This window comes from Aeromonas sp. s4, assembly GCF_040907855.1.
Taxonomy (GTDB): Bacteria; Pseudomonadota; Gammaproteobacteria; order Enterobacterales; family Aeromonadaceae; genus Aeromonas; species Aeromonas caviae.
Genome location: NZ_JBFOCP010000003.1, coordinates 19,955 through 41,295 on the forward strand (window position 1 = coordinate 19,955; position 21,341 = coordinate 41,295).

At 60.8% G+C, this 21,341-nt stretch carries 18 protein-coding genes; 11 read left to right on the forward strand and 7 right to left on the reverse strand.

The annotated features are described in order from the left end of the window. The first annotated feature begins 178 nt into the window (after positions 1 to 178). From AB5Y89_RS00975 to fldA, 4 genes are read left to right on the forward strand one after another with little or no spacing between them, the layout of a single operon-like run. Complete coding sequence (locus AB5Y89_RS00975) at positions 179 to 943, forward strand: alpha/beta fold hydrolase (RefSeq protein ID WP_368222701.1); 765 nt, start codon at positions 179 to 181, stop codon at positions 941 to 943. Between the two features lie 55 nt (positions 944 to 998). After that, positions 999 to 1,220 (forward strand): DUF2788 domain-containing protein, encoded by a 222-nt coding sequence (locus tag AB5Y89_RS00980; protein WP_010674106.1) that lies wholly within the window; start codon positions 999 to 1,001, stop codon positions 1,218 to 1,220. A gap of 20 nt (positions 1,221 to 1,240) precedes the next feature. Further along, a complete protein-coding gene (gene ybfE / locus AB5Y89_RS00985) occupies positions 1,241 to 1,537 on the forward strand; it encodes a LexA regulated protein (RefSeq protein ID WP_005325670.1) in 297 nt (98 codons plus the stop codon). Positions 1,538 to 1,577: 40 nt separating this feature from the next. Beyond that, on the forward strand, positions 1,578 to 2,102 hold the full coding sequence (gene fldA / locus AB5Y89_RS00990) for a flavodoxin FldA (protein WP_010674104.1): 525 nt from the start codon (positions 1,578 to 1,580) through the stop codon (positions 2,100 to 2,102). A 68-nt stretch (positions 2,103 to 2,170) separates the two neighbouring features. Here the strand turns inward: fldA and AB5Y89_RS00995 are convergent, their stop codons facing one another. Beyond that, entirely contained in the window at positions 2,171 to 2,644 is a 474-nt protein-coding gene (locus tag AB5Y89_RS00995; protein WP_010674103.1) for a DUF4442 domain-containing protein, read from the reverse strand. 231 nt (positions 2,645 to 2,875) lie between these two features. Here AB5Y89_RS00995 and fur point away from each other — a divergent pair, with 231 nt between their 5' ends. Further along, positions 2,876 to 3,304 (forward strand): ferric iron uptake transcriptional regulator, encoded by a 429-nt coding sequence (gene fur / locus AB5Y89_RS01000; protein ID WP_010674102.1) that lies wholly within the window; start codon positions 2,876 to 2,878, stop codon positions 3,302 to 3,304. A 99-nt stretch (positions 3,305 to 3,403) separates the two neighbouring features. Here fur and glnS read toward each other — a convergent pair whose 3' ends face one another. The 3 genes from glnS to nagE form a co-directional block, all read right to left on the reverse strand. Beyond that, positions 3,404 to 5,065, reverse strand: a complete 1,662-nt coding sequence (glnS, locus tag AB5Y89_RS01005; RefSeq protein WP_368222676.1) for a glutamine--tRNA ligase — start codon at positions 5,063 to 5,065, stop codon at positions 3,404 to 3,406. A 338-nt stretch (positions 5,066 to 5,403) separates the two neighbouring features. Continuing rightward, on the reverse strand, positions 5,404 to 8,067 hold the full coding sequence (locus AB5Y89_RS01010; RefSeq protein WP_368222677.1) for a beta-N-acetylhexosaminidase: 2,664 nt from the start codon (positions 8,065 to 8,067) through the stop codon (positions 5,404 to 5,406). A gap of 122 nt (positions 8,068 to 8,189) precedes the next feature. Next, positions 8,190 to 9,644: an N-acetylglucosamine-specific PTS transporter subunit IIBC gene (gene nagE / locus AB5Y89_RS01015; protein WP_010674099.1), complete on the reverse strand. Its 1,455-nt coding sequence runs from the start codon at positions 9,642 to 9,644 to the stop codon at positions 8,190 to 8,192. Positions 9,645 to 9,916: 272 nt separating this feature from the next. Between nagE and nagB the strand changes: the two genes are divergently transcribed. From nagB to AB5Y89_RS01030, 3 genes are read left to right on the forward strand one after another with little or no spacing between them, the layout of a single operon-like run. Beyond that, positions 9,917 to 10,717, forward strand: coding sequence for a glucosamine-6-phosphate deaminase (nagB, locus tag AB5Y89_RS01020; protein ID WP_010674098.1), 801 nt, complete (start codon positions 9,917 to 9,919; stop codon positions 10,715 to 10,717). Between the two features lie 9 nt (positions 10,718 to 10,726). Then, positions 10,727 to 11,872, forward strand: coding sequence for an N-acetylglucosamine-6-phosphate deacetylase (nagA, locus tag AB5Y89_RS01025; RefSeq protein ID WP_368222678.1), 1,146 nt, complete (start codon positions 10,727 to 10,729; stop codon positions 11,870 to 11,872). A gap of 4 nt (positions 11,873 to 11,876) precedes the next feature. Continuing rightward, positions 11,877 to 13,091, forward strand: coding sequence for an ROK family protein (locus AB5Y89_RS01030; RefSeq protein WP_010674096.1), 1,215 nt, complete (start codon positions 11,877 to 11,879; stop codon positions 13,089 to 13,091). Between the two features lie 143 nt (positions 13,092 to 13,234). Here AB5Y89_RS01030 and AB5Y89_RS01035 read toward each other — a convergent pair whose 3' ends face one another. The 3 genes from AB5Y89_RS01035 to aspS form a co-directional block, all read right to left on the reverse strand. Continuing rightward, positions 13,235 to 14,860, reverse strand: coding sequence for a phosphoethanolamine transferase (locus AB5Y89_RS01035; protein ID WP_368222680.1), 1,626 nt, complete (start codon positions 14,858 to 14,860; stop codon positions 13,235 to 13,237). Positions 14,861 to 15,338: 478 nt separating this feature from the next. Then, positions 15,339 to 16,079: a YebC/PmpR family DNA-binding transcriptional regulator gene (locus tag AB5Y89_RS01040; protein ID WP_010674094.1), complete on the reverse strand. Its 741-nt coding sequence runs from the start codon at positions 16,077 to 16,079 to the stop codon at positions 15,339 to 15,341. Between the two features lie 100 nt (positions 16,080 to 16,179). Beyond that, a complete protein-coding gene (gene aspS / locus AB5Y89_RS01045) occupies positions 16,180 to 17,946 on the reverse strand; it encodes an aspartate--tRNA ligase (protein ID WP_368222681.1) in 1,767 nt (588 codons plus the stop codon). Positions 17,947 to 18,374: 428 nt separating this feature from the next. On the opposite strand from aspS, the gene AB5Y89_RS01050 reads away from it, so the two are divergent. The 3 genes from AB5Y89_RS01050 (at position 18,375) to cmoB (ending at position 21,275) form a co-directional block, all read left to right on the forward strand. Then, complete coding sequence (locus AB5Y89_RS01050) at positions 18,375 to 19,223, forward strand: DUF72 domain-containing protein (RefSeq protein ID WP_010674092.1); 849 nt, start codon at positions 18,375 to 18,377, stop codon at positions 19,221 to 19,223. 333 nt (positions 19,224 to 19,556) lie between these two features. Then, entirely contained in the window at positions 19,557 to 20,294 is a 738-nt protein-coding gene (gene cmoA, locus AB5Y89_RS01055) for a carboxy-S-adenosyl-L-methionine synthase CmoA (protein WP_042882621.1), read from the forward strand. A gap of 3 nt (positions 20,295 to 20,297) precedes the next feature. Beyond that, positions 20,298 to 21,275, forward strand: coding sequence for a tRNA 5-methoxyuridine(34)/uridine 5-oxyacetic acid(34) synthase CmoB (cmoB, locus tag AB5Y89_RS01060; protein ID WP_053288620.1), 978 nt, complete (start codon positions 20,298 to 20,300; stop codon positions 21,273 to 21,275). Positions 21,276 to 21,341: the final 66 nt, after the last annotated feature.

Sequence of the window (21,341 nt, forward strand, 5' to 3'; positions counted from 1 at the left end):
AATGACGGGCCAAGTGTGTGATCCCCCGCACTGATAGCCGATCCCGGGGAGATATTTTTGAAAAAAAACCACAAAAAAATCCCCCACCAGGAATGAAATCCTTTTCTTTCAGTGTGTTAAATATTATGGCGATAGAGCCCACGACCGATAAGGTGTCATTTTGCAACAATACCCACGATTGAACTTCAAGGATCAGGGCGAAGGCCCGACTGTCGTGCTGATCCATGGCCTCTTTGGCAGCCTGGACAACCTCGGCCTGCTGGCACGCCCCCTCAGCGAACAATACCGGGTCATCAGCGTCGATCTGCGCAATCACGGCGCCTCCTTTCACTCGGACGAGATGAGCTACCCGGCTCAGGCGGCGGACATCCTGGCCCTGCTGGACCATCTTGGACTTGAACAGGTGGCCCTGGTGGGCCACTCCATGGGGGGCAAGGTCGCCATGCAGGTCGCCAAGCAGGCCCCTCACAGGGTCAGCAAGCTGGTAGTGGCGGACATCGCCCCGGTGGCCTATCCCCACGCCCGCCACAAGAACGTGTTTGCCGGGCTCAATGCCACGCTGGCCAAGCCCCCCCAGAGCCGCAGCGAGGCGGAAGCCATGCTGGCCGAGCACATCGAGATCGCCGGGGTGCGCCAGTTCCTGCTCAAATCCTTCGCCAAAGGGGAGTCTGGATGGGGGTGGCGTTTCAACGTGCCGGCCCTTGAGCGCAACTACGCCAACATCATGGGCTGGCCCGACGATGAACGCCGCTTCGAAGGCGCGACACTCTTCATCAAGGGGGGCGACTCCGACTATATGCTGCCCGAATACACCGGGGCCGCAATGGCCCAGTTCCCGGCCGCCAAGGCCCGCGTCATCGCCGGCACCGGCCACTGGCTGCACGCGGAAAAGCCGGTTTTGTTCAACAAACTGGTTGTGGATTTCCTGTCGACAGGCGGTTAACAGTTTCAAATCCTTTGTGATATAGTGCGCCCGTCTTAAGGAGTGCGCGCAATCCATGCTGAGTGAACACATCGATCTCATCGAGAGTCTGGGCCTGAAACTGTTCTTCGTGGCCATCTTCCTGCTGATTGGTCTGGCCATTCAGGACGTGCTCAAACGGGGCAATGTGCCCCGCTTCGGCCGCTTCATCGTCTGGCTGGTGCTGTTTCTGGGTTGTGCGGGTTTTGTCGCCAAGGGGCTGATCGAAATGGGCTGGGAAGGCTCAGGGATCGGCTAACTACTTTTCATCTGTGATGTATGGCCAAACAGCAAACTGATCGAACAACACTGGATCTGTTCGCAACTGAGAAGCGCCCCGGCAGGCCAAAGACCAATCCACTCCCCCGCGAGACCCAGCTCAAGATCAACAAGCGCAACCAGCTCAAGCGCGATCGTGAGAACGGGCTGAAACGGGTCGAGTTAAAGGTGGAAGCCGAGTTGCTGGAGCGCCTGAACCAACTTGCGCTGCAACAGAACGTCAGCCGAGCCGAGCTGATCCAATCTATCCTGAAGCAACAGATCGAGTCTGCTCATGCAGCAGGCATCGCAATCTGAACCGTCAAGCATCAACACCAGATACGGGTAACGAAACACTATGGCTAGTGTAGGTCTGTTTTTCGGCAGCGATACCGGTAATACCGAAGCTGTCGCCAAGATGATCCAGAAAGAACTGGGCAAACAACTGATTGAAGTCCGTGACATTGCCAAGAGCAGCAAGGCCGACATCGACAGCTTCGATCTGCTGATGTTCGGCATCCCGACTTGGTACTACGGCGAAGCCCAGGCCGATTGGGACGACTTCTTCCCCGAACTCGAAGAGATCGACTTCAACAACAAGCTGGTGGCCATCTTCGGATGCGGCGATCAGGAAGACTATGCCGAGTACTTCCTCGACGCCATGGGCACCCTGCGTGACATCGTCGAAGCCAAGGGCGCCATCATCATCGGCCACTGGCCGACCGCGAGCTACGAGTTCGAAGCCTCCAAGGCGCTCGTGGATGACAAGCACTTCGTGGGCCTGGGCATCGACGAAGATCGCCAACCCGAGCTGACAGCCGAGCGCGTCAAGGGTTGGTGCAAACAACTGCACGAAGAGATGTGCCTGGGCGAGCTGGAGTGATCTGATCTCCCTCCCTCTTCATGCAACAAGGGCCCCGACGGGGCCCTTGTTGCATCTGCAGCAGGCATTCAGCCACCCCTGTGCTGGGGCTTGGATCTGACATAGAGGGTGCGCTTCACCTGGGCCACCAGCTCGCCCTGGCCATCCTGCACCTGCACCTCGAACTCGGGAAAGTGCTTCTCTCCCCCCTCGGTCGCCGCCACGATCGATGCCAGCTTGGCGTCGCTCAGGGTGAACTCCGCCACCAGTTTGCCCTTGCCCGGCTTGATGAAATTGATGCTGCCCGCCTTGTCCCACACGTAGTAGCGGTTCTTGAAATAGCCCATCAGCATCAACGGGTAGATGGGATCCGTCATGGCGAACATGCTGCCGCCGAACTGGGTCCGGTTGGCATTCTTGTTCCACCAGCGGGACTTGAGCGTCACCCGGCAGAAGCGGAAATCGGGGCTCAGGGTTTCTATCTTGATGCCTGCGCCCCAGAAGGGGGGCCAGGCGTTGAGGGCGCAGCGCACCCAGGCGGCATTGCCGAAAAGCCAATCCATGGATCTCATCCGACCAGACTATAGAGAAGTCACATAGTATCAACATTCTCTGGTCGAGCAAGCGGGCCTGAATATTCCCATGACGGGCTTGATGAGCTAAAGCCCTTGAATTGCTGGGTTTATTTTTAACTTGGCTACGACCTATAATGATAGGCCAAGCGAGTTCGTGGTTGCCATTACAGCGGCAGTCAATCAGAATAACCACACCTTCGAGAATGCGAATAAATAGAAATGGCAGACAACAACCAAGCGTTAAAAAAGGCCGGGCTCAAGATCACCTTGCCCCGTGTCAAGATCCTGGAAATCCTGCAACAGCCGGACTGCCAGCACACCAGTGCGGAAGATCTGTACAAACGGCTGATCGATCAGGGCGAGGAGATTGGTCTCGCTACCGTTTATCGCGTTCTCAACCAGTTTGATGATGCCGGTATCGTCACCCGTCACCATTTCGAAGGGGGCAAGTCGGTGTTCGAGCTGGCCACCCAAGAGCACCACGACCACCTGGTCTGCCTCGACTGCGGCAAGGTGATCGAGTTCTCCGACGAGGTGATCGAACAGCGCCAGCGCGACATCGCCAAGGCGCACAACATCCGCCTGACCAACCACAGCCTCTACCTGTATGGCCACTGCGCCAACGGTGACTGCAAGCACGACGATTGATTCGGCCGGGTCAGCGCAATAAAAAAGCCAGCATCATGCTGGCTTTTTTGTGTCCGCAATCCGGACCAGAAGCGGCAGGGTCTCCCCTGCCCTCTTCTATCAGGCCTCGGCCTTGCCCCAGACGTCACGCAGGGCCACGGTGCGGTTGAACACCAGGCGCTCGGCGCTGGAGAGCTTGTTGTCGGCGCAGAAGTAACCTTCACGCTCGAACTGGTAGGCAAACTCCGGCTTGGCATCCTTCAGGGAAGCTTCCACCCGGGCCCCTTCGATGATCACCAGGGATTCCGGATTCAGGGCCGCTTCGAAGTCATCCTCGGCGCCCGGGTTCGGCACCTTGAACAGACGGTCATAGAGACGCACTTCGGCCGGCAGGGAGTGAGTAGCGCTGACCCAGTGGATCACCCCTTTCACCTTGCGGCCGTCCGCCGGATCCTTGCCCAGGGTCTCGGGGTCGTAAGAGCAGTAGATGCAGGTGACCTTGCCGTCCGCATCCTTCTCGACCCGTTCGGCCTTGATGACGTAGGCGTTGCGCAGGCGCACTTCCTTGCCCAGCACCAGCCGCTTGAACTGCTTGTTGGCTTCCTCTTTGAAGTCCGCCTCGTCGATGAAGATTTCGCGGGAGAAATGCAGCTCACGGGTCCCCATCTCCGGCTTGTTCGGGTGCGCAGGGGCTGTCAGCACCTCGTCCGCCGCCAGGTTCTCGATCACCACCTTCACCGGGTGCAGCACGGCCATGGCGCGCGGGGCGTTCTCGTTGAGATCGTCGCGGATGCAGGCTTCCAGCATGCTCATCTCGACGATGTTGTCCTGCTTGGTCACACCGATGCGCTTGCAGAACTCGCGGATGGAGGCCGGGGTGTAACCACGGCGGCGCAGACCGGAGACGGTCAGCATGCGCGGATCGTCCCAGCCGTTCACGTGCCCCTCGGTTACCAGCAGGTTCAGCTTGCGCTTGGACATGACGGTGTATTCGAGGTTCAGACGGGAAAACTCGTACTGACGGGGGTGACAGTCGATGCTGATGTTGTCCAGCACCCAGTCATACAGGCGACGGTTGTCCTGGAACTCCAGGGTACACAGGGAGTGGGTGATCCCCTCCAGGGCGTCCGAGATGCAGTGGGTGAAGTCATACATCGGGTAGATGCACCACTCGTCACCGGTCTGGTGGTGGTGGGCAAACTTGATGCGATAGATGACGGGATCGCGCATCACCATGAAGGGGGATGCCATGTCGATCTTGGCGCGCAGGCAGGCGCTCCCTTCGGCCATCTCGCCGTTCTTCATCTTGGCGAACAGGACCAGGTTTTCTTCCACGCTGCGATCGCGGAACGGGCTGTTCTTGCCAGGGGCAGTCAGGGTGCCGCGGTATTCGCGCATCTGCTCCGGGGAGAGCTCGTCCACATAGGCCAGTCCCTTCTCGATGAGCTCGATGGCATAGCCGTGCAGCTTGTGGAAATAGTCGGAGGAGTAGCAGATCTCGCCGCTCCACTGGAAGCCCAGCCACTGGACGTCCTGCTTGATGGACTCCACGAACTCGATGTCTTCCTTCGCCGGGTTGGTGTCATCGAAACGCAGGTTGCACTGACCCTGATAGTCGCGGGCGATACCGAAGTTCAGGCAGATGGATTTGGCGTGGCCGATATGGAGATAACCGTTCGGCTCCGGCGGGAAACGGGTATGCACGCTGCTGTGCTTACCGCTGGCCAGATCTTCATCAATGATCTGACGAATAAAGTTAGTTGGGCTGTTCGCCTGACTCATGGCTCACCTCAAAAATGCGTCACTGGCGGACGTTGTGCCGGCTGGCACCCTCATACCCCCGCCGTCAAGCCGGGTATGATCCCTCATTACGCGCCCTGCCTCAACCTGAATTTGGCCAATTCGGGTCATTGGCGCACCAAAAACGGCGAAACGGGAGAAATTGCAGAGATCCTGGTCAAAAAAAGCCCCGCACGGGGCGGGGTCTCAAGTGATGAAAAACAGACAAAACACACACAACAAAGGTTCACACGCAGAGTCAACCTTTCCCAAACCCGATGGTCATCGACCTTGGGAAAGGCGGGTCTTGCGACCCACCTTGCGTTATGGATTGAGAGCTATCAGTTCAGCTCGGTGACGCGGCTGGTACGCTTGCCATCGAAGCTGGTGGTACGCAGGTAGACCTTGCCATCCACGGTCGGCTTGGCGGCAGCGTCGTAGGCGCTCCAGCTCTTGCCGTCCAGGCTGTACTGGATGGGCAGACCCGGCAGATCCACGTTCGCTTCCAGCACACCGTTCACCACCTTGGCACCCGGTACGGAGAGGCGGTATTCCACCCCGGCCTGGTCCAGTTTGGGCAGCACGCGCTGACCCAGCACGTTGGCAAACTGGTTCCACTCCTTGTTCAGGGTGGCCTTGTTGACATGCTTGGTGGTGCCGGAGAACTCGCGACCCTTCACGTAATCGAGCTCGAAGCCGCCCTTGTGCCAGGCGCGCTCGGCCATGGAGAAGATGCGCGGATAGACCATGTATTCGTACTGGGCATCGGTGCGCACGGTTTCACTCCACTGCTGACCGGAGATCCCCTTGAACTTGACCGGATCCTGGTCACCCTTGGCCACGAAGGCGTTGCCGTCGCGGTCAACCGAGGTCTCAGCGTTCTGCGGCAGGTTTTCCGGGGCGAAGGCGAACACCTTGCGGGTGTCGTTGAAGCGGGTTGCCCAGTAGTAGCCGCGCTCGGCCGGGTGTACCTCGTTCGGGAAGTCGAAGTAGAGGTAATCCGGGTTGGAGAGCACCACGTCATAGCCCTTGTGCGCCCACTTCATCGCCTCGTTGAAACCACCCCAGTAGAGGGTTTCCCAGAAGTTGACCCGGGTCTTGTCGGTGGCGAATACGCTGGCATCCGTGGCGTACTTCAGGCCATCTTCCCACGCCTGCAGGGTGGAGAAGCTGTGGCCCTTGACCATCTCGCTCACTTCCTTGGCAAAGTAGACCGGCAGCTCGGCCACGTCCTTGATCTTGCCATCGTCGATCATCTTCTGGCACATCGGGGACTTGCCGAACGGCTTGTCCTGCTTGCTGGAGTCGACATTGCCCTTCCAGGCCACCAGCTCTTCTTTCTTGGTGACGGCCGGATCCTGGTAACCACCGCCCTGCATGATGTTCTTCGCCTCGTCACCACCGTAGTGCCAGGCGGTCAGCGGCTGGCCGGCGGCCTGGTGCATCTGGGCCACTTCATCCATCACCTTGGCCACGAAGGTGGCGGCACCCGGCTGACAGGGGTTGATGAAGGACATCTTGTCGTAGAACTGTACCGAGGTGACATTGGAGGTATCGGCCGGGTCAGTCAGACGGAACTGGTTGGCCTCGGCCTCTTTGCCCTCGCTCATCAGACGCTTGTAGCGCGCCTCCATGGAGACCACGGCGGCACGGGCGTGGGCCGGCATGTTGATCTCGGGGATCACGGTCACACCACGCGCCTTGGCATAGCGTACCAGGTCGATGTAGTCCGCTTTGCTGTAGAAACCGGAACCCTGGTTGTCGCTGGTGGGGCCGGAGCCGAGCTGCGGCATCAGGCACTTGGTTTCGGACTCGTCGTGGCAACGCTGGCTGCCGACGTCGGTCAGCTCCGGCAGGCCCGGGATCTCCAGACGCCAGCCTTCATCGTTGGTCAGCCCCAGGTGCAGCACGTTGAGCTTCATGGCGGACATCTGATCCACCAGCTTCTTCATGGTCTCCGGGCTTCTGAAGTGACGGGCCACGTCGGTCTGCATGCCGCGGTATTCAAAGCGTGGCGCATCCTCGACGCTCATCTGGCTCACCAGCTTGTCGTCAACGCCCAGCAGGGAGATCAGGGACTGGGCGCCCCAGAAGGCGCCGTCAACGTCGTGCCCCTGAATGACGGTGCCCTTCTGGCCGATGGTCATGTCGTAGCCTTCGGCCTGCTTGAGCTTGCTGCCGAGCTTGATGGTGACCGGGTAGCCGGTGTCGGAGAGGGTAACACCCAGCTTGGTCAGTTGCGCCTTCAGGGCCTCGGCGCGATCGCTCGGCAGGTCAAGGGCATTGAGCTTGATGGTGGAGAAGTCGACTTGCGGGCCGGCCTTGACCACCTGCTTCATCGGGCTTGGCAGGATGCGATCGTCAATCTTGCCGGCAGGCAGCAGGGTACTGGTCTGGTTGGCGGCGAAACGGGTCTCGCTGTTCATCAGGATGTTGTTGTCATCCTTGGTGCGCTTCCAGCCATCGGCCGGCATCGGCTTCTCGTAGGTGCTGGCATCGTCGATGTTGCTCATGCTGGCCAGCACTTTCGGCTCGGCCCCTTCACTGGCGACATACCAGTTCGGCATGATGTCAGATTCGAACAATACCCAGTATTCCACCACCAGGGGCACCTCGACCGTGGCGTCCTTGGCAAAGCCCTGGAACTTCTCGGTCGGCGTCAAACGATAGAGGTCGCCGGTCAGGTGGGTGATGGTGAACTGGTCGTTGTCCACCCGCTGGATGCGGCGGATGGAGGAGACATAGATGCTCCAGTCCTTGGAGGTGACGTCGGCCCCGGTATTGGTCAGGTGCAGCTTGGCAACGCCGCAGCTTGCCCACTCGGAGCCCAGCGCCTGGCAGTCAAGACCGGCGCCGGCACCGTCATTGGTGACGACTTCGTACTTGACGACGAGGTTGCTGGCGAGGGCGTCGACCACCGCTTGCCTGGCAGCATCGGCTGCAAGTGCGGGACCGGCGAAAACGGTAGACATGGCAATGGCTAACAGAGAATGTTTCAAGTTCATAACTGCTGCTCTCATTTGAAGTAAAGGTTGGATTTTCTTGGCTTTTTTTATATGGGGCCCCGAGGCGGGGCCCTTAGTTATGTCAACAATGGACTTAGACTTGAGGTGAGCGAGTCGCTCGATTAACGCAGGGCTTTCATCTCACCGGCGATGATCTCGGCCAATGGGCCCAGAATCACCTGCAGGTTCTGCTCACCGAGCTTGACCACACCGGCCGCGCCCAGAGCTTTGAGCTTGCGCTCGTCAACGATGCTGCGGTCTTTCAGGGTCAGACGCAGACGGGTGATGCAGGCGTCGATGGTCACCAGGTTGTCCTGACCACCCAGCACTTCCAGATACTGCTTGGCCAGCTCGGTGCGGTCGGTGGTTTGAGCCTGTACCGGCACGGCTTCGTCATCTTCACGACCCGGGGTTTTCAGGTTGAACTTGGCGATCACTGCGCGGAAGACCACGTAGTAGAGGCCGAAGAAGACCAGACCCTGTACCAGCAGCATGTACCACTGGGTCGCCAGCGGGTTGCGGCTGGAGAGCACCATATCCACCAGACCGGCGCTGAAGCCGAAACCGGCGATCCAGTGCATGGAGGCTGCGATGAACACGGAGATACCGGTCAGCAGGGCGTGGATGACGTACAGTACCGGCGCCACGAACATGAAGGAGAACTCGAGCGGCTCGGTCACCCCGGTGAAGAAGGCGGCAAAGGCGGCAGCGATCATGATGGACGCAACCTTCTCTTTGTTCTCTTTCTTCGCGCTGTGGTAGATGGCCAGTGCGGCACCCGGCAGACCGAACATCATGATGGGGAAGAAGCCGGCCTGGTACATGCCGGTCACGCCCACGACAGCCTTGCCGGCGTCGATGGAGGATTGGCCACCCAGGAAGTTCGGGATGTCGTTGATGCCGGCCACGTCGAACCAGAACACGGAGTTCAGGGCGTGGTGCAGACCGACCGGGATCAGCAGACGGTTGAAGAAGGCGTAGATGCCGGCACCGGTGGAGCCCATGCTGACGATGGATTCACCGAAGCTCACCAGGCCACCGTAGATGACCGGCCAGACGGCCATCAGGATGAAGGAGACGACGATCATCACCACGGAGGTCACGATCGGCACCAGACGACGACCGGAGAAGAAAGCCAGCGCCTTGTGCAGCTCCACGCTGCTGAAGCGGTTGTAGAGCTCGGCGGCGATGACACCACACAGGATGCCGACGAACTGGTTGCTGATCTTGGCAAAGGCTGCCGGCACCTGGTCGGCCGGGATACCCTTGATCTGGGCCACGGCGCCCGGGCTCAGCAGAGTGGTGACCACCAGGAAGCCGACCAGACCGGCCAGCGCGGCGGAACCGTCTTTATCCTTGGACATGCCGTAAGCGACGCCGACGGCGAACAGAATGGGCATACTGTCGATGATGGCGGCGCCCGCCTTGATCAGAAACGCAGCCAGAGGGCTTCCGCCACCCCAACCGTTCGGGTCAATCCAGTAGCCAATCCCCATCAGGATCGCGGCGGCAGGCAATACCGCTACCGGCACCATCAGGGCACGGCCGATCTTTTGCAAATAACCGAGAATGTTCACGGTTCCTCTCCTTAGTTGGTGTTTTTCTAGAAATTAAGTGCTTATCACGTTCGACGCATAAGCCATCAAGGCTTGATTGGCAGTCTATGTGTTTTATTTCGCTGCGCAAATTAATAAACCAGCTTTCGTGATCATTATCACTCAACAGAGATAAAGGTAGCCGATAGATGTGGCTTAGTTCGCAATCTTTATTTACGCTATAAAACAACTTGAATCCGTGTCTGGTCCCTTGCCGTCACTCCCTGTGCGGCAACCGTACTGAGGTATATAGAATGCGCCTGATCCCGTTGAAGTCTGCCAGCCAGGTGGGTCTCTGGTCTGCCCGTTACATCGTTGACCGCATCAATGCGTTCAAACCCACTGCCGAGCGCCCCTTCGTGCTGGGTCTGCCCACTGGCGGCACCCCGCTCAACACCTACAAGCGCCTGATTGAGCTGCACAAAGCCGGCGAGGTGAGCTTCCAGAACGTGGTCACCTTCAACATGGACGAGTACGTGGGGCTGCCCAAGGAACACCCGGAGAGCTACCACAGCTTCATGCACAACAACTTCTTCAATCACGTGGACATTCGCCCGGAAAACATCAACATCCTCAATGGCAACGCCGAGGATCTGGTGGCCGAGTGCCAGCGCTACGAAGACAAGATCAAGTCCTACGGCAAGATCCACCTGTTCATGGGCGGTGTGGGCAATGACGGCCACATCGCCTTCAACGAACCGGCCTCTTCCCTGGCTTCCCGTACCCGGGTCAAGACCCTGACCGAAGACACCCGCATCGCCAACTCCCGCTTCTTTGGCGGCGACATGGAGCAGGTGCCCAAGCTGGCCCTGACCGTGGGCGTCGGCACCCTGATGGACGCCGAAGAGATCCTGATCCTGGTGGTCGGTCACGCCAAGGCCCAGGCCCTGCAGGCCACCGTGGAGGGCAGCGTCAACCACATGTGGACCATCTCCACCCTGCAACTGCATCCGAAAGGGATTGTGGTGTGCGACGAACCTTCCACCATGGAGTTGAAGGTCAAGACGGTGCGCTACTTCCAGCAACTGGAAGCCGACAACATCAAGCACCTCTGAGGAGCTCCCATGTACGCTCTGACTAATTGCACTCTCTACACCGGCAGCTGCGTGCTGACCGGTTATGGCGTGGTCATCGATGGCGACAAGATTGTCGCCATCTCCCGCCAGGCAGAACTGCCCGCCGGCATCGAGCAGATTGACCTCCAGGGCGCCAACCTCAGCGCCGGCTTCATCGACGTCCAGCTCAACGGCTGCGGTGGCGTCATGTTCAACGGTCACATCACCACGGACACCCTGGCCACCATGCAGGCGGCCAACCTGAAATCCGGGACCACCAGCTTCCTGCCGACCCTGATCACCAGCCCGGATGCGGACATGAAGCAGGCCGTCGCCGTCACCCGCGACTACATGGCCGCCCACCCCAACGAGGTGCTTGGCGTCCATCTGGAAGGGCCCTACACCAACCTCAAGCGCAAAGGGATCCACCCGGCCGAACAGATCCGCCAGCCCGCCGACGAGATGATCGACTTCTTCTGCAACAACGCAGACGCCATCGCCAAGATCACCCTGGCGCCGGAGCGCAACAAGCCCGAGCACATCCGCCGTCTGGTGGAGGCCGGCATCCTGGTCTCCGCCGGCCACACCGCCGCCAACTACGACCAGGCCATGGCGGGCTTTGACAACGGCATGCGCTTTGCCACCCACCTCTACAACGCCATGACCCCGACCCTGAATGGTCGCGAGCCCGGCGTGGTCGGCGCCATCTACGATCGCAAGGATGTCTATGCGGGCATCATCGTCGACGGCCACCACGTACACTGGGCCAACGTGCGCCTGGCGCACAGGATGCTGGGGGAGCGGCTGGTGCTGGTCACCGATGCAACCGCGGCGGCAGGCGCACCGGAAGGCTTTGAGAAATTTGATTTTTGCGGTGCAACCGTCTATTTCCGCGATGGTCAGTGCGTCGATGAGAATGGTACACTCGGCGGCTCCGCCCTCACCATGATCCAAGGGGTGGAAAATCTGGTCAAACAGGTCGGATTGCCGCTCGACGAAGCACTGAGAATGGCCACCCTTTACCCCGCTCGCGCCATTGGATGGGACTCGCGTCTCGGTAGTATCCAGGTCGGAAAAATTGCCAACCTCACCGTCTTTGATCAGGCCTTCGCGGTCTGCGGGACCGTGGTTAACGGACACTACACAACACAGTGACACTATGACTGGCGGACAAATAGCAAACGTAGATCTTATCAAGCAGGTAAACAGTGCGGTCGTCTATCGCCTCATTGACCTGCAGGGGCCCATCTCGCGGGTCAAAATTGCCGAGTTGAGTCAGCTGGCCCCGGCCAGCGTGACCAAGATAACCCGGCAACTGATCGAGCACGGCCTCATCAGGGAAACCTCGCCGCAAGCCTCCACTGGCGGGCGCCGCGCCATCTCCCTGACCACCATCAAGCATCGCTTCCAGTTTGTGTCCGCCAAGCTGGGTCGCGGCTACCTGCAGCTCTCCCTGTATGACCTCGACGGCAAGGAGCTCGATCAGCACATCACCCAGGTGACCGAGATCGAGCAGCAACCGGTGGTGGACATGCTGCTGCGGGAGATTGGCGCCTTCATCGACGCCAATCAGGATCGCAGCCGCAACCTCATCAGCATCGCGCTGACCATGCCGGGTCTGGTCAACCCCGAATCCGGCATGGTCATCTACACCCCCACCTACCAGATCCGCAACCTGGGGCTCGCCAAGCTCCTGGAGCACCACTTCAACCTCCCCTGCTACGTGGGCAACGACACCCGTTCGCTGGCGCTGGCCGAACACTTCTTTGGCGAGTCCCGCGACTGCATGGACTCCATCCTGGTGAGTGTCCACCAGGGGACGGGCTCGGGCATCATCACCAAGGGCAAGGTGTTTCTCGGCCAGAACCGCAACGTCGGTGAAATAGGCCACATCCAGGTCGAACCTCTTGGCAAGCGCTGCCACTGCGGCAACTTCGGCTGCCTCGAGACCATCGCCTCCAACGAGGCCATCGTCGACAAGGTGAAGGAGCTCATCAGCCGCGGTCACCTGAGTTCGCTGCAAGAGAAGCACATCACCATTCAGGAGGTGTGCAAGGCGGCGGTGGCCGGTGACGAGCTGGCCCGCAGCGTGATCGAGAACGTGGGGGAACACCTGGGGCGCGCCATCGCCATCACGGTCAACCTGTTCAACCCCCAGAAGGTGCTCATCGCCGGTGAAATCACCGCCGCCGAAGAGATCCTGATCCCGGCCATCCGCCGCTGTGTCGAGCACCAGTCTCTGCCAAGTTTCCATCGCGGCCTGCCCATCGTGAAGGCGCGCTTCCAGAACCAGCCCACCATCGGCGGCTTCGCCCTGGTCAAGCGCTCCCTGCTGGAAGGGGATCTGCTGCAGATCATCATGGAGCAAAAGTAAGGCCCACCCCTTCGGACACGAAAACGGCAGCCAGTGGCTGCCGTTTTTTTATGGTCTGTTTTCGCCGGTTCACCCCGCTCTACAAGGTTTGAACAGAGCGTAGGTTCGATTAGCCTCGTAGCGGCGTAATCGGACGCCGTGGTTCACCCTGCCCGGCACGGCTTGAAGAGATCCAGCTTGCCGTCATAGACCTGGGTCTGCACGTCCATGATGCCAAGCATGGAGTGGAACAGGTTGTCGTGGGAGAAGCGCTTGCTGGCTGCCTCCTGTTGCAGGCAATTCAGATTGAGCTGACGGTCTGCCTGCAACTGGGGAGAAAACCAGGTCAGGAGCGGCACCCGGGTCTGATCGTCCGGTGCGAACTTGTAGGGGGTGCCGTGCAGATAGAGCCCCATGGCGCCGAGGGATTCACCGTGATCCGACAGATAGACCAGCCCCACGTTGTACTGGCTCTCCAGGCTCTTGAGCTTGTCGATGAGCTGGGCAAGCACCTTGTCGGTGTAGCGGATGGTGTTGTCATAGGTGTTCACCAGCTCTTCGTTGCTGCAGTTCTCGATGTCGCTGCGCGGGCAGTCCGGCAGGAAGACGCGATCGGCGGCCGGGTAGCGGCGATAGTAGGTCGGACCGTGGCTGCCCATCAGGTGGAAGGCCACCAGCTTGCTGCCCTGCTTGCCCTGCATGTCGGCGATCTGCTGATCCAGCCCCTGCAACAGCACCTCGTCATGACAGGCATTGCCGGAGCAGTATGCGGGGAATGCCTTGGGCTCAATCTCGATGGTGGGAACGTTTTTGCACACCCCCTTGCAGCCGCCGTCGTTTTCCTTCCAGAGCACCGAGATCCCGGCATGTTGCAGCACGTCCAGCAAGCCATCCTGGGACTGGGCCCTGGCCTCGTCATAGCCACGCCGGGTCATGTTCGAGAACATGCAGGGCACGGAGAGCGCAGTGGCGGTGCCGCAGGAGCGCACGTTCCTGAACGAGACGACATTGGCCTCCTTCTCGGTGAAACCGTTGGTCTCCTTCTTGTAGCCGTTGAGGGAGTAGTTCTGGCTGCGGGCCGTCTCCCCCACCACCAGGAACATCAGGGTCGGCTTCTGATGCTGGCCGATCACCCTGGCATCGGTGCCGATCTGCTGGTAGGGAATGGGAGTGGCGAAGACCACATCCCGGGCGTACTTGTAGAGCCCGTGCACATAGTTGGCGGGCACTATCTCCTTGCCGAGGGACTTGTTGTTGCGCCCGACCGAGGCGTAATCCTGGTAATAAAGGGCGGCAGCCCCCACCAGAAACAGCAAGGAGAGGGCGATGGAGCCGAGGCGCAGACCCAGTCCCTTGTACCAGGGACGGGGATACTCAATCTTCACCCACAGCAGTACCAGCACCGGCAACAGGCCGGTCAGCAGGAACCAGAGCACCACGGAACCGTTGAGGTAGGAGCCCGCCTCCCCGCTGTTGGTCTCGATGATGTTCTGCATCATGCCCATGTCGAAGATCACCCCGTACTTGAGCATGGCGTAGCTGACGAGGGAGCCGGTCATGATGAGCAAGGCGAAAAAGGGCTTGAGCAGATAACGGAAGGTAAAGGGCAGGAACACCGCGTTGAGGGCCGCCACCAGCACCAGGGGTATGGAGAGGACAAACCCCGCCTTGACGTGTTCAAGGGCGGTGAGGATGCGATAAAAGTGCAGGAAAATGGGCCAGTTGAAGACCAGTGCAAACAGCAGCACCAGCAACAGATTGACCTTCATCACTCCCAGAGTGAGACGCATAGAGAGACTCCGACAAACCAGTGGAACTAACAACCTGCCAGCAGGCTTCGTGGTGACCATCCCGACACTCAGCCCTGAAAAACAGGACAAGAGCCAGGGAGGTCCAGATACGGGGTCATCCTAGGACGGCAAACTTAAGCGAACATTAAGAGAGGAAATCGAACCACAAGGGGAGGTGCTCGGTCTGGCACATAAAAAAACGGCAGCCCGGGCTGCCGTTTTTGCGAAGGTGAACAAGGTGTCGCACCTGTGTGTTCGCGAACCTGAACAGGGTCACGAGAGACAATTACAGGGTCGCGGCAATCTCGTCGGAGCCGGGTGAGAGGACCGTTGTGGTCGCCCTCCCCCCTGCCCTGGATCTCACAGCGTTCCCGAGAGGCAATTACAGGGTCGCGGAAATCTCGTCGGAGCCGGGGGAGAGGACCGTTGTGGTCGCCCTCCCCTTGCCCTGGGGGATCACAGCGCTCCCGAGAGGCAATTACAGGGTCGCGGCGATCTCGTCGGAGATGGAGCCGTTGTGGTACACCTCCTGCACATCGTCCAGATCTTCCAGCATGTCGATGAGGCGCATCAGCTTGGGCGCGGTCTCGGCATCCAGTTCCGCCTCGGTGGAGGGGATCATGGTCACTTCGGCGCTCTCGGGCTTGAAGCCGGCCGCTTCCAGACCGTCCAGCACGGTGCCGAAGTCGTTCGGGGTGGTGTAGACCTCGATGGTGCCATCTTCTTCGGTTACCACGTCGTCGGCACCGGCTTCCAGGGCGGCGTCCATCAGGGCGTCTTCATCGGCGCCCACGAAGGTCAGCACCCCCTTCTTGGTGAACAGATAGGCCACGGAGCCGTCGGTCCCCAGGTTGCCGCCGCACTTGCTGAAGGCGTGACGCACTTCGGCCACGGTACGGTTGCGGTTGTCGGTCAGGCACTCCACCATGACGGCGGAACCGGCCGGGCCGTACCCTTCGTACACGATGGTCTCGAGCTGCTCGCCGTCACCGCCGCCGGCCCCACGGGCGATGGCGCGGTTGATGGTGTCGCGGGTCATGTTGCTGGTCAGGGCTGCCGCCACCGCCGCACGCAGGCGGGGGTTGTTGGCAGGATCGGCATCACCCAGACGCGCGGAGGTAGTAATTTCGCGGATCAGCTTGGTGAAGATCTTGCCGCGCTTGGCGTCTTGCGCCGCCTTGCGGTGTTTGATGTTGGCCCATTTACTGTGACCTGCCATAGGGACTCTCCGTTATAGTTGGAAATTTCAGTAACACTGGTTGCGCCCAGGGGGAAACGGGAAAGGCCGCATCGCTGCGGCCTTTGTTGCCGATAACGGCTTATTCGTCACCCTTGACGGTGGTCGCAATCGCCAGCTCGCCCAGTTGGGCCGGGTTGGCAAAGCTCGGGGCGTCTGTCATCAGACAGGCGGCCGCCGTGGTTTTCGGGAAGGCGATGACATCCCGGATGTTGTCGGTGCCGGTCAGCAGCATGCTGAGGCGGTCCAGACCGAAGGCCAGGCCGGCGTGGGGCGGGGTGCCGTATTTCAGGGCATCCAGCAGGAAGCCGAACTTCAGGCGCTGCTCGTCCGGGGTGATCCCCAGGATGTCGAACACGGTGGACTGCATCTCGCTGTTGTGGATACGCACAGAGCCGCCACCCACTTCGTAACCGTTGATCACCATGTCGTAGGCGTTGGCGTAAGCGCCCACCGGGTTCGCTTTCAGCTCGGCCGGGCCCAGGTTGCTCGGGGCGGTGAAGGGGTGGTGCATGGCCGCCAGGCCGCCTTCGCCATCTTCTTCGAACATGGGGAAGTCGATGACCCACAGGGGCTTCCAGACGTTCTCCACCAGGCCCAGATCGCGGCCCACCTTCAGGCGCAGGGCGCCCATGGCATCGCACACCACTTTCTTGGAGTCGGCGCCGAAGAAGATGATGTCGCCATCCATCGCGCCGGTGCGGGCCAGGATCTCGCGCACGATGGCGTCAGAGAGGAACTTGGCCACCGGGGACTGCACCCCTTCGATACCGCTCCCGGCGTCGTTGACCTTCATCCAGGCCAGGCCCTTGGCACCGTAGATGCCGACGAACTTGGTGTACTCGTCGATCTGCTTGCGAGACAGCTCCGCGCCGCCCGGTACCTTCAGGGCCGCCACACGGCCTTTCGAATCCTTGGCGGGGCCGGCGAACACGGCGAACTCCACCTCGGTCAAGAGATCTGCCACGTCCACCAGCTCCATCGGCAGGCGCAGGTCCGGCTTGTCGGAGCCGAAGCGGCGCATGGCTTCGTCGAAGGTCATGATGGGGAAGTCGCCCAAGTCCACGTTCAGGATGTGCAGCCAGAGCTTGCGGATCATCTCTTCCATGATTTCACGCACCTGGGGCGCGGTCATGAAGGAGGTCTCCACGTCGATCTGGGTGAATTCCGGCTGGCGGTCGGCACGCAGGTCTTCGTCGCGGAAGCACTTGACGATCTGGTAGTAGCGGTCGAAGCCGGACATCATCAGCAACTGCTTGAACAGCTGGGGGGACTGCGGCAGGGCGTAGAACTTGCCCTTGTGCACGCGGCTCGGCACCAGGTAGTCACGGGCCCCTTCCGGGGTCGCCTTGGTCAGCATCGGGGTCTCGATGTCGAGGAAGCCGTGCTCGTCCATGAAGCGGCGCACGAAGGCACTGGCCTTGGCACGGGTCTTCAGGTACTTGGCCATCTCGGGACGACGCAGGTCCAGGTAGCGGTACTTGAGGCTCACCTCTTCGCTGTTGACCTGGTTGAAGTCAAGGGGCAGCGGCTCGGCACGGTTGATGATGGTCAGCTCGTGGGCGAACACCTCGATGGCACCGGTGGCCATGTCGCTGTTGCGCTGGGAGTCGGGGCGGGTACGCACCACGCCGGTCACCTGGATGCAGAACTCGCCGCGCAGCTCGGAGGCCAGGGCAAAGGCGTCCGGCTTGTCCGGATCGAAGAACACCTGCACGATGCCCTCGCGGTCGCGCATGTCGATAAAGATGAGGCCGCCGAGATCACGACGACGATGGACCCAACCGCACAATGTAATGGTCTGCCCGGCATGGGCCTCATTGACCTGTCCGCAATAGATAGAGCGCATGGACTTCTTCCTTCGAAATGGTAGAGAGACGGTTCATCCTGGGTCGCCGGGCACGACTGGCAAGCACCGTCTGTCTCACAGCTGGCCAGATCCTGCTTCTTGCCCGGTTTGAAATCTGTCTCGGGTCATCCGGCTCCCCGAGCCGGATTCTTGCCGCCGTCCCAGGCATGCCCCCGCTCCCGACCGGGATGACGAGTGGGCGCCGGGGTATCGGCTGGCGTCGTTGTCTGGCCACTGCCGGGCCGCGATCATCGTCACCCGGGGGCTCGGTCGCGCGCATTACGACAATGTGGCAAACAAAAGGGTTGGCATTATAGAGGAAAACCTCCATTTGGGTAAAATGGCCCGCAGCCCCCTTTACCCTGTTTTTTGTTGTTCTGGCGCAAAAAGGAGGGCAAAAGTGCGCCAACCTGCCGACAGGAACCATCATGAGCCTCTATTTGGGCCTGCCCCAGTGGTCACACCCGGCCTGGCCCGGCCAGTTGCTGGGGATGAATGCCAGGCCCGCCGAGCACCTCGCCGACTATGCCCGGGTGTTCAACTCCGTGGAGGGCAACACCACCTTCTACGCCTCGCCGACCCCGGAGACGGTGCAGCGCTGGGCCGATGCGGTCCCCGACCACTTTCGCTTCAGCTTCAAGTTTCCCAAGGAGATCAGTCACCAGAGCGATCTGGTGAGCGCGGACAAACAGGTGACGGCCTTCATCCGCCTGCTGGCCCCCCTGCATGACAAGCTGGGGCTGCTCAAGCTGCAACTGCCCGCCCGCTTCGGGCCAGAGGGGCTGGCCCGTCTGGATGCCTTCTTCGCGCGGCTGCCCCAGGATTTCACCTATGCCCTCGAGGTGCGCCACCCCGATTTCTTCGCCAAGGGGGAGGCGGAACGGGCCCTCAACCGGATGCTGATGGCGCGGGGCATCAATCGCATCATGCTCGACAGCCGTCCGCTCTTCTCGGTGCCCGCCACCACGGCCGCCATGATCGATGCCCAGGGCAAGAAACCCAGGTTGCCGGTCCATCTGCTGGCCACAGGGGGTGCCCCGGTGGTGCGCCTGATTGGTTTGCCTCAAATCGAGGACAATCACCCATTTTTGCCACCATGGTTGCCACATTGGAAACAATGGCTCCAGGAGGGCAAGGATCTCTACCTCTTTGTTCACACCGCCGACAATGCCCGGGCCCCCGAACTCGCACGGCAGATCAGCCGCCTGCTCGGCCAGGAGATGGCCCCCTGGCCAGGAGAAAACGATCGCGCCCGCCAGGGGGTGCTGCCCTTTTGAGCGGCCCCCTCCCCGCCCCTTCTCCGTCCCCAAAAAAAGCCGCTTTTTTTGTGGTCCCACCGGGGTTGGCGTCAAGACAAACGCCCGCCTTTCCTCTACACTAGCGCCCCAAGTAAGGTCCCGGGCCTGGGTGCATGGCAATGCGTTGCCCACCCCAGCCCGGCACCCTGAGGGCCCGGACCATGGCCCGTTGCGAACAGGGGCAGCCCGAAGGATCCCGGAGCAAGCCACCCCGTTCGTCAACCGGTGACGACGCCATTTCGATGCCCGTCCACCCAAGATTCAATTGAATAAAACAGCCGCCTACCACACCGGCTGTCAGGTTGCGTCAGCATGCACGATCAGATTTTTGCCGCCCCCATCGCCCGTCTGGGAGACTTCTGCTTTGACGAGCAGGTCGTCGACGTCTTCCCCGACATGATCCAGCGCTCGGTGCCCGGTTACAGCAACATCATCTCCGCCATCGGCATGATGGCCGCCCGCTACGCCCAGCCCCAGAGCCGCCTCTACGATCTCGGCTGCTCCCTCGGCGCCGCGACCCAGGCCATGCGCCGCCACGTCACCCAGCCCGGCTGCCAGATCACGGCGGTGGATCTCTCCCACCCCATGATCGAGCGGGCCCGCGCTCACCTCTCGGGCTTCAAGTCCGAGGTGCCGGTGGATCTGGTGGAGGCGGACATCTGCGACATCCCCATCGAGAACGCCTCCGTGGTGGTGCTCAACTTCACCCTGCAGTTCGTCGCCCCCGAGAAGCGGGCCGCCCTCATCGCGCGCATCTTTGACGGCCTGCGCCCCGGCGGCATCCTCATCCTGAGCGAGAAGTTCCGCTTCGATGACGAGCAGGTCAACGAGCTGCTCATCGACTTGCACCTCGACTTCAAGCGGGCCAACGGCTACAGCGAGCTGGAAATCAGCCAGAAGCGCACCGCCCTTGAGAACGTGATGCGCACCGACACCCTGGCGGTCCATCAGGCGCGCCTGCGGGACGCCGGCTTCACCCACCTGGACCTCTGGTTCCAGTGCTTCAACTTCGGCTCCATGATTGCCATCAAAGCCAGCGACACCAACTAAGCCATGATCGATTTCGCCCATTTTTATCAACTGATCGCCAAGAACCGGTTGAGCCACTGGCTGCACACCCTGCCCGCCCAGCTGCACGCCTGGCAGCACGACAACCTGCACGGGGATCTGCCGCGCTGGAACCGCGCCCTCGCCAAGCTGCCCGTCGTGGCCCCCGGCCGGATCGAGCTCAAAGAGCGGGTCGCCATCGGCGGCCCCGATAGCCTGGGAGAGGGTGAGCGCAAGAAGACCGAGAGCCTGCTGCGCCAGCTCATGCCCTGGCGCAAGGGCCCCTTCCATGTGCACGGCATCCACATCGACACCGAGTGGCGCTCCGACTGGAAGTGGGATCGGGTGCTGCCCCACATCAGCCCGCTCCAGGGCCGCTACGTGCTGGACGTGGGCTGCGGCAGCGGCTACCACCTCTGGCGCATGGTGGGGGAAGGGGCGAAGCTGGCGGTCGGCATCGACCCGAGCCCGCTGTTCCTCTGCCAGTTCGAAGCCATTCGCCACTTCGCAGGCAACGACCAGCGCGCCCACCTGCTGCCCCTCGGCATCCAGGAGCTGCCGGCGCTGCGAGCCTTTGACACCGTCTTCTCCATGGGGGTGCTCTATCATCGCAAGTCCCCCATCGAGCACATCGAGCAGTTGCGCAACCAGCTCAAAGACGATGGGGAGCTGGTGCTCGAGACCCTGGTGGTGGACGGCGACGAAAACCAGGTGCTGATGCCCTCCGATCGCTACGGCAAGATGCGCAACGTCTGGTTCCTCCCCTCGAGCGCGGCCCTCACACGCTGGGTCGAGCGCTGCGGGTTCACCGATGTGCGCATCGTCGACGAGAATATGACCAGCACCGACGAACAGCGTCGTACCGACTGGATGATTAACGAGTCCCTGAGTGACTATCTGGATCCACACAATCCTGCACTCACGGTCGAAGGATACCCGGCACCCAAACGTGCCGTACTGATCGCCAGAAAGGCCAAAGACTAGCCGATGGCGGCTGTGGAAGTTACACTGACCCAATTCCAGGAAGCACAGTTAAATGAATGACATGAA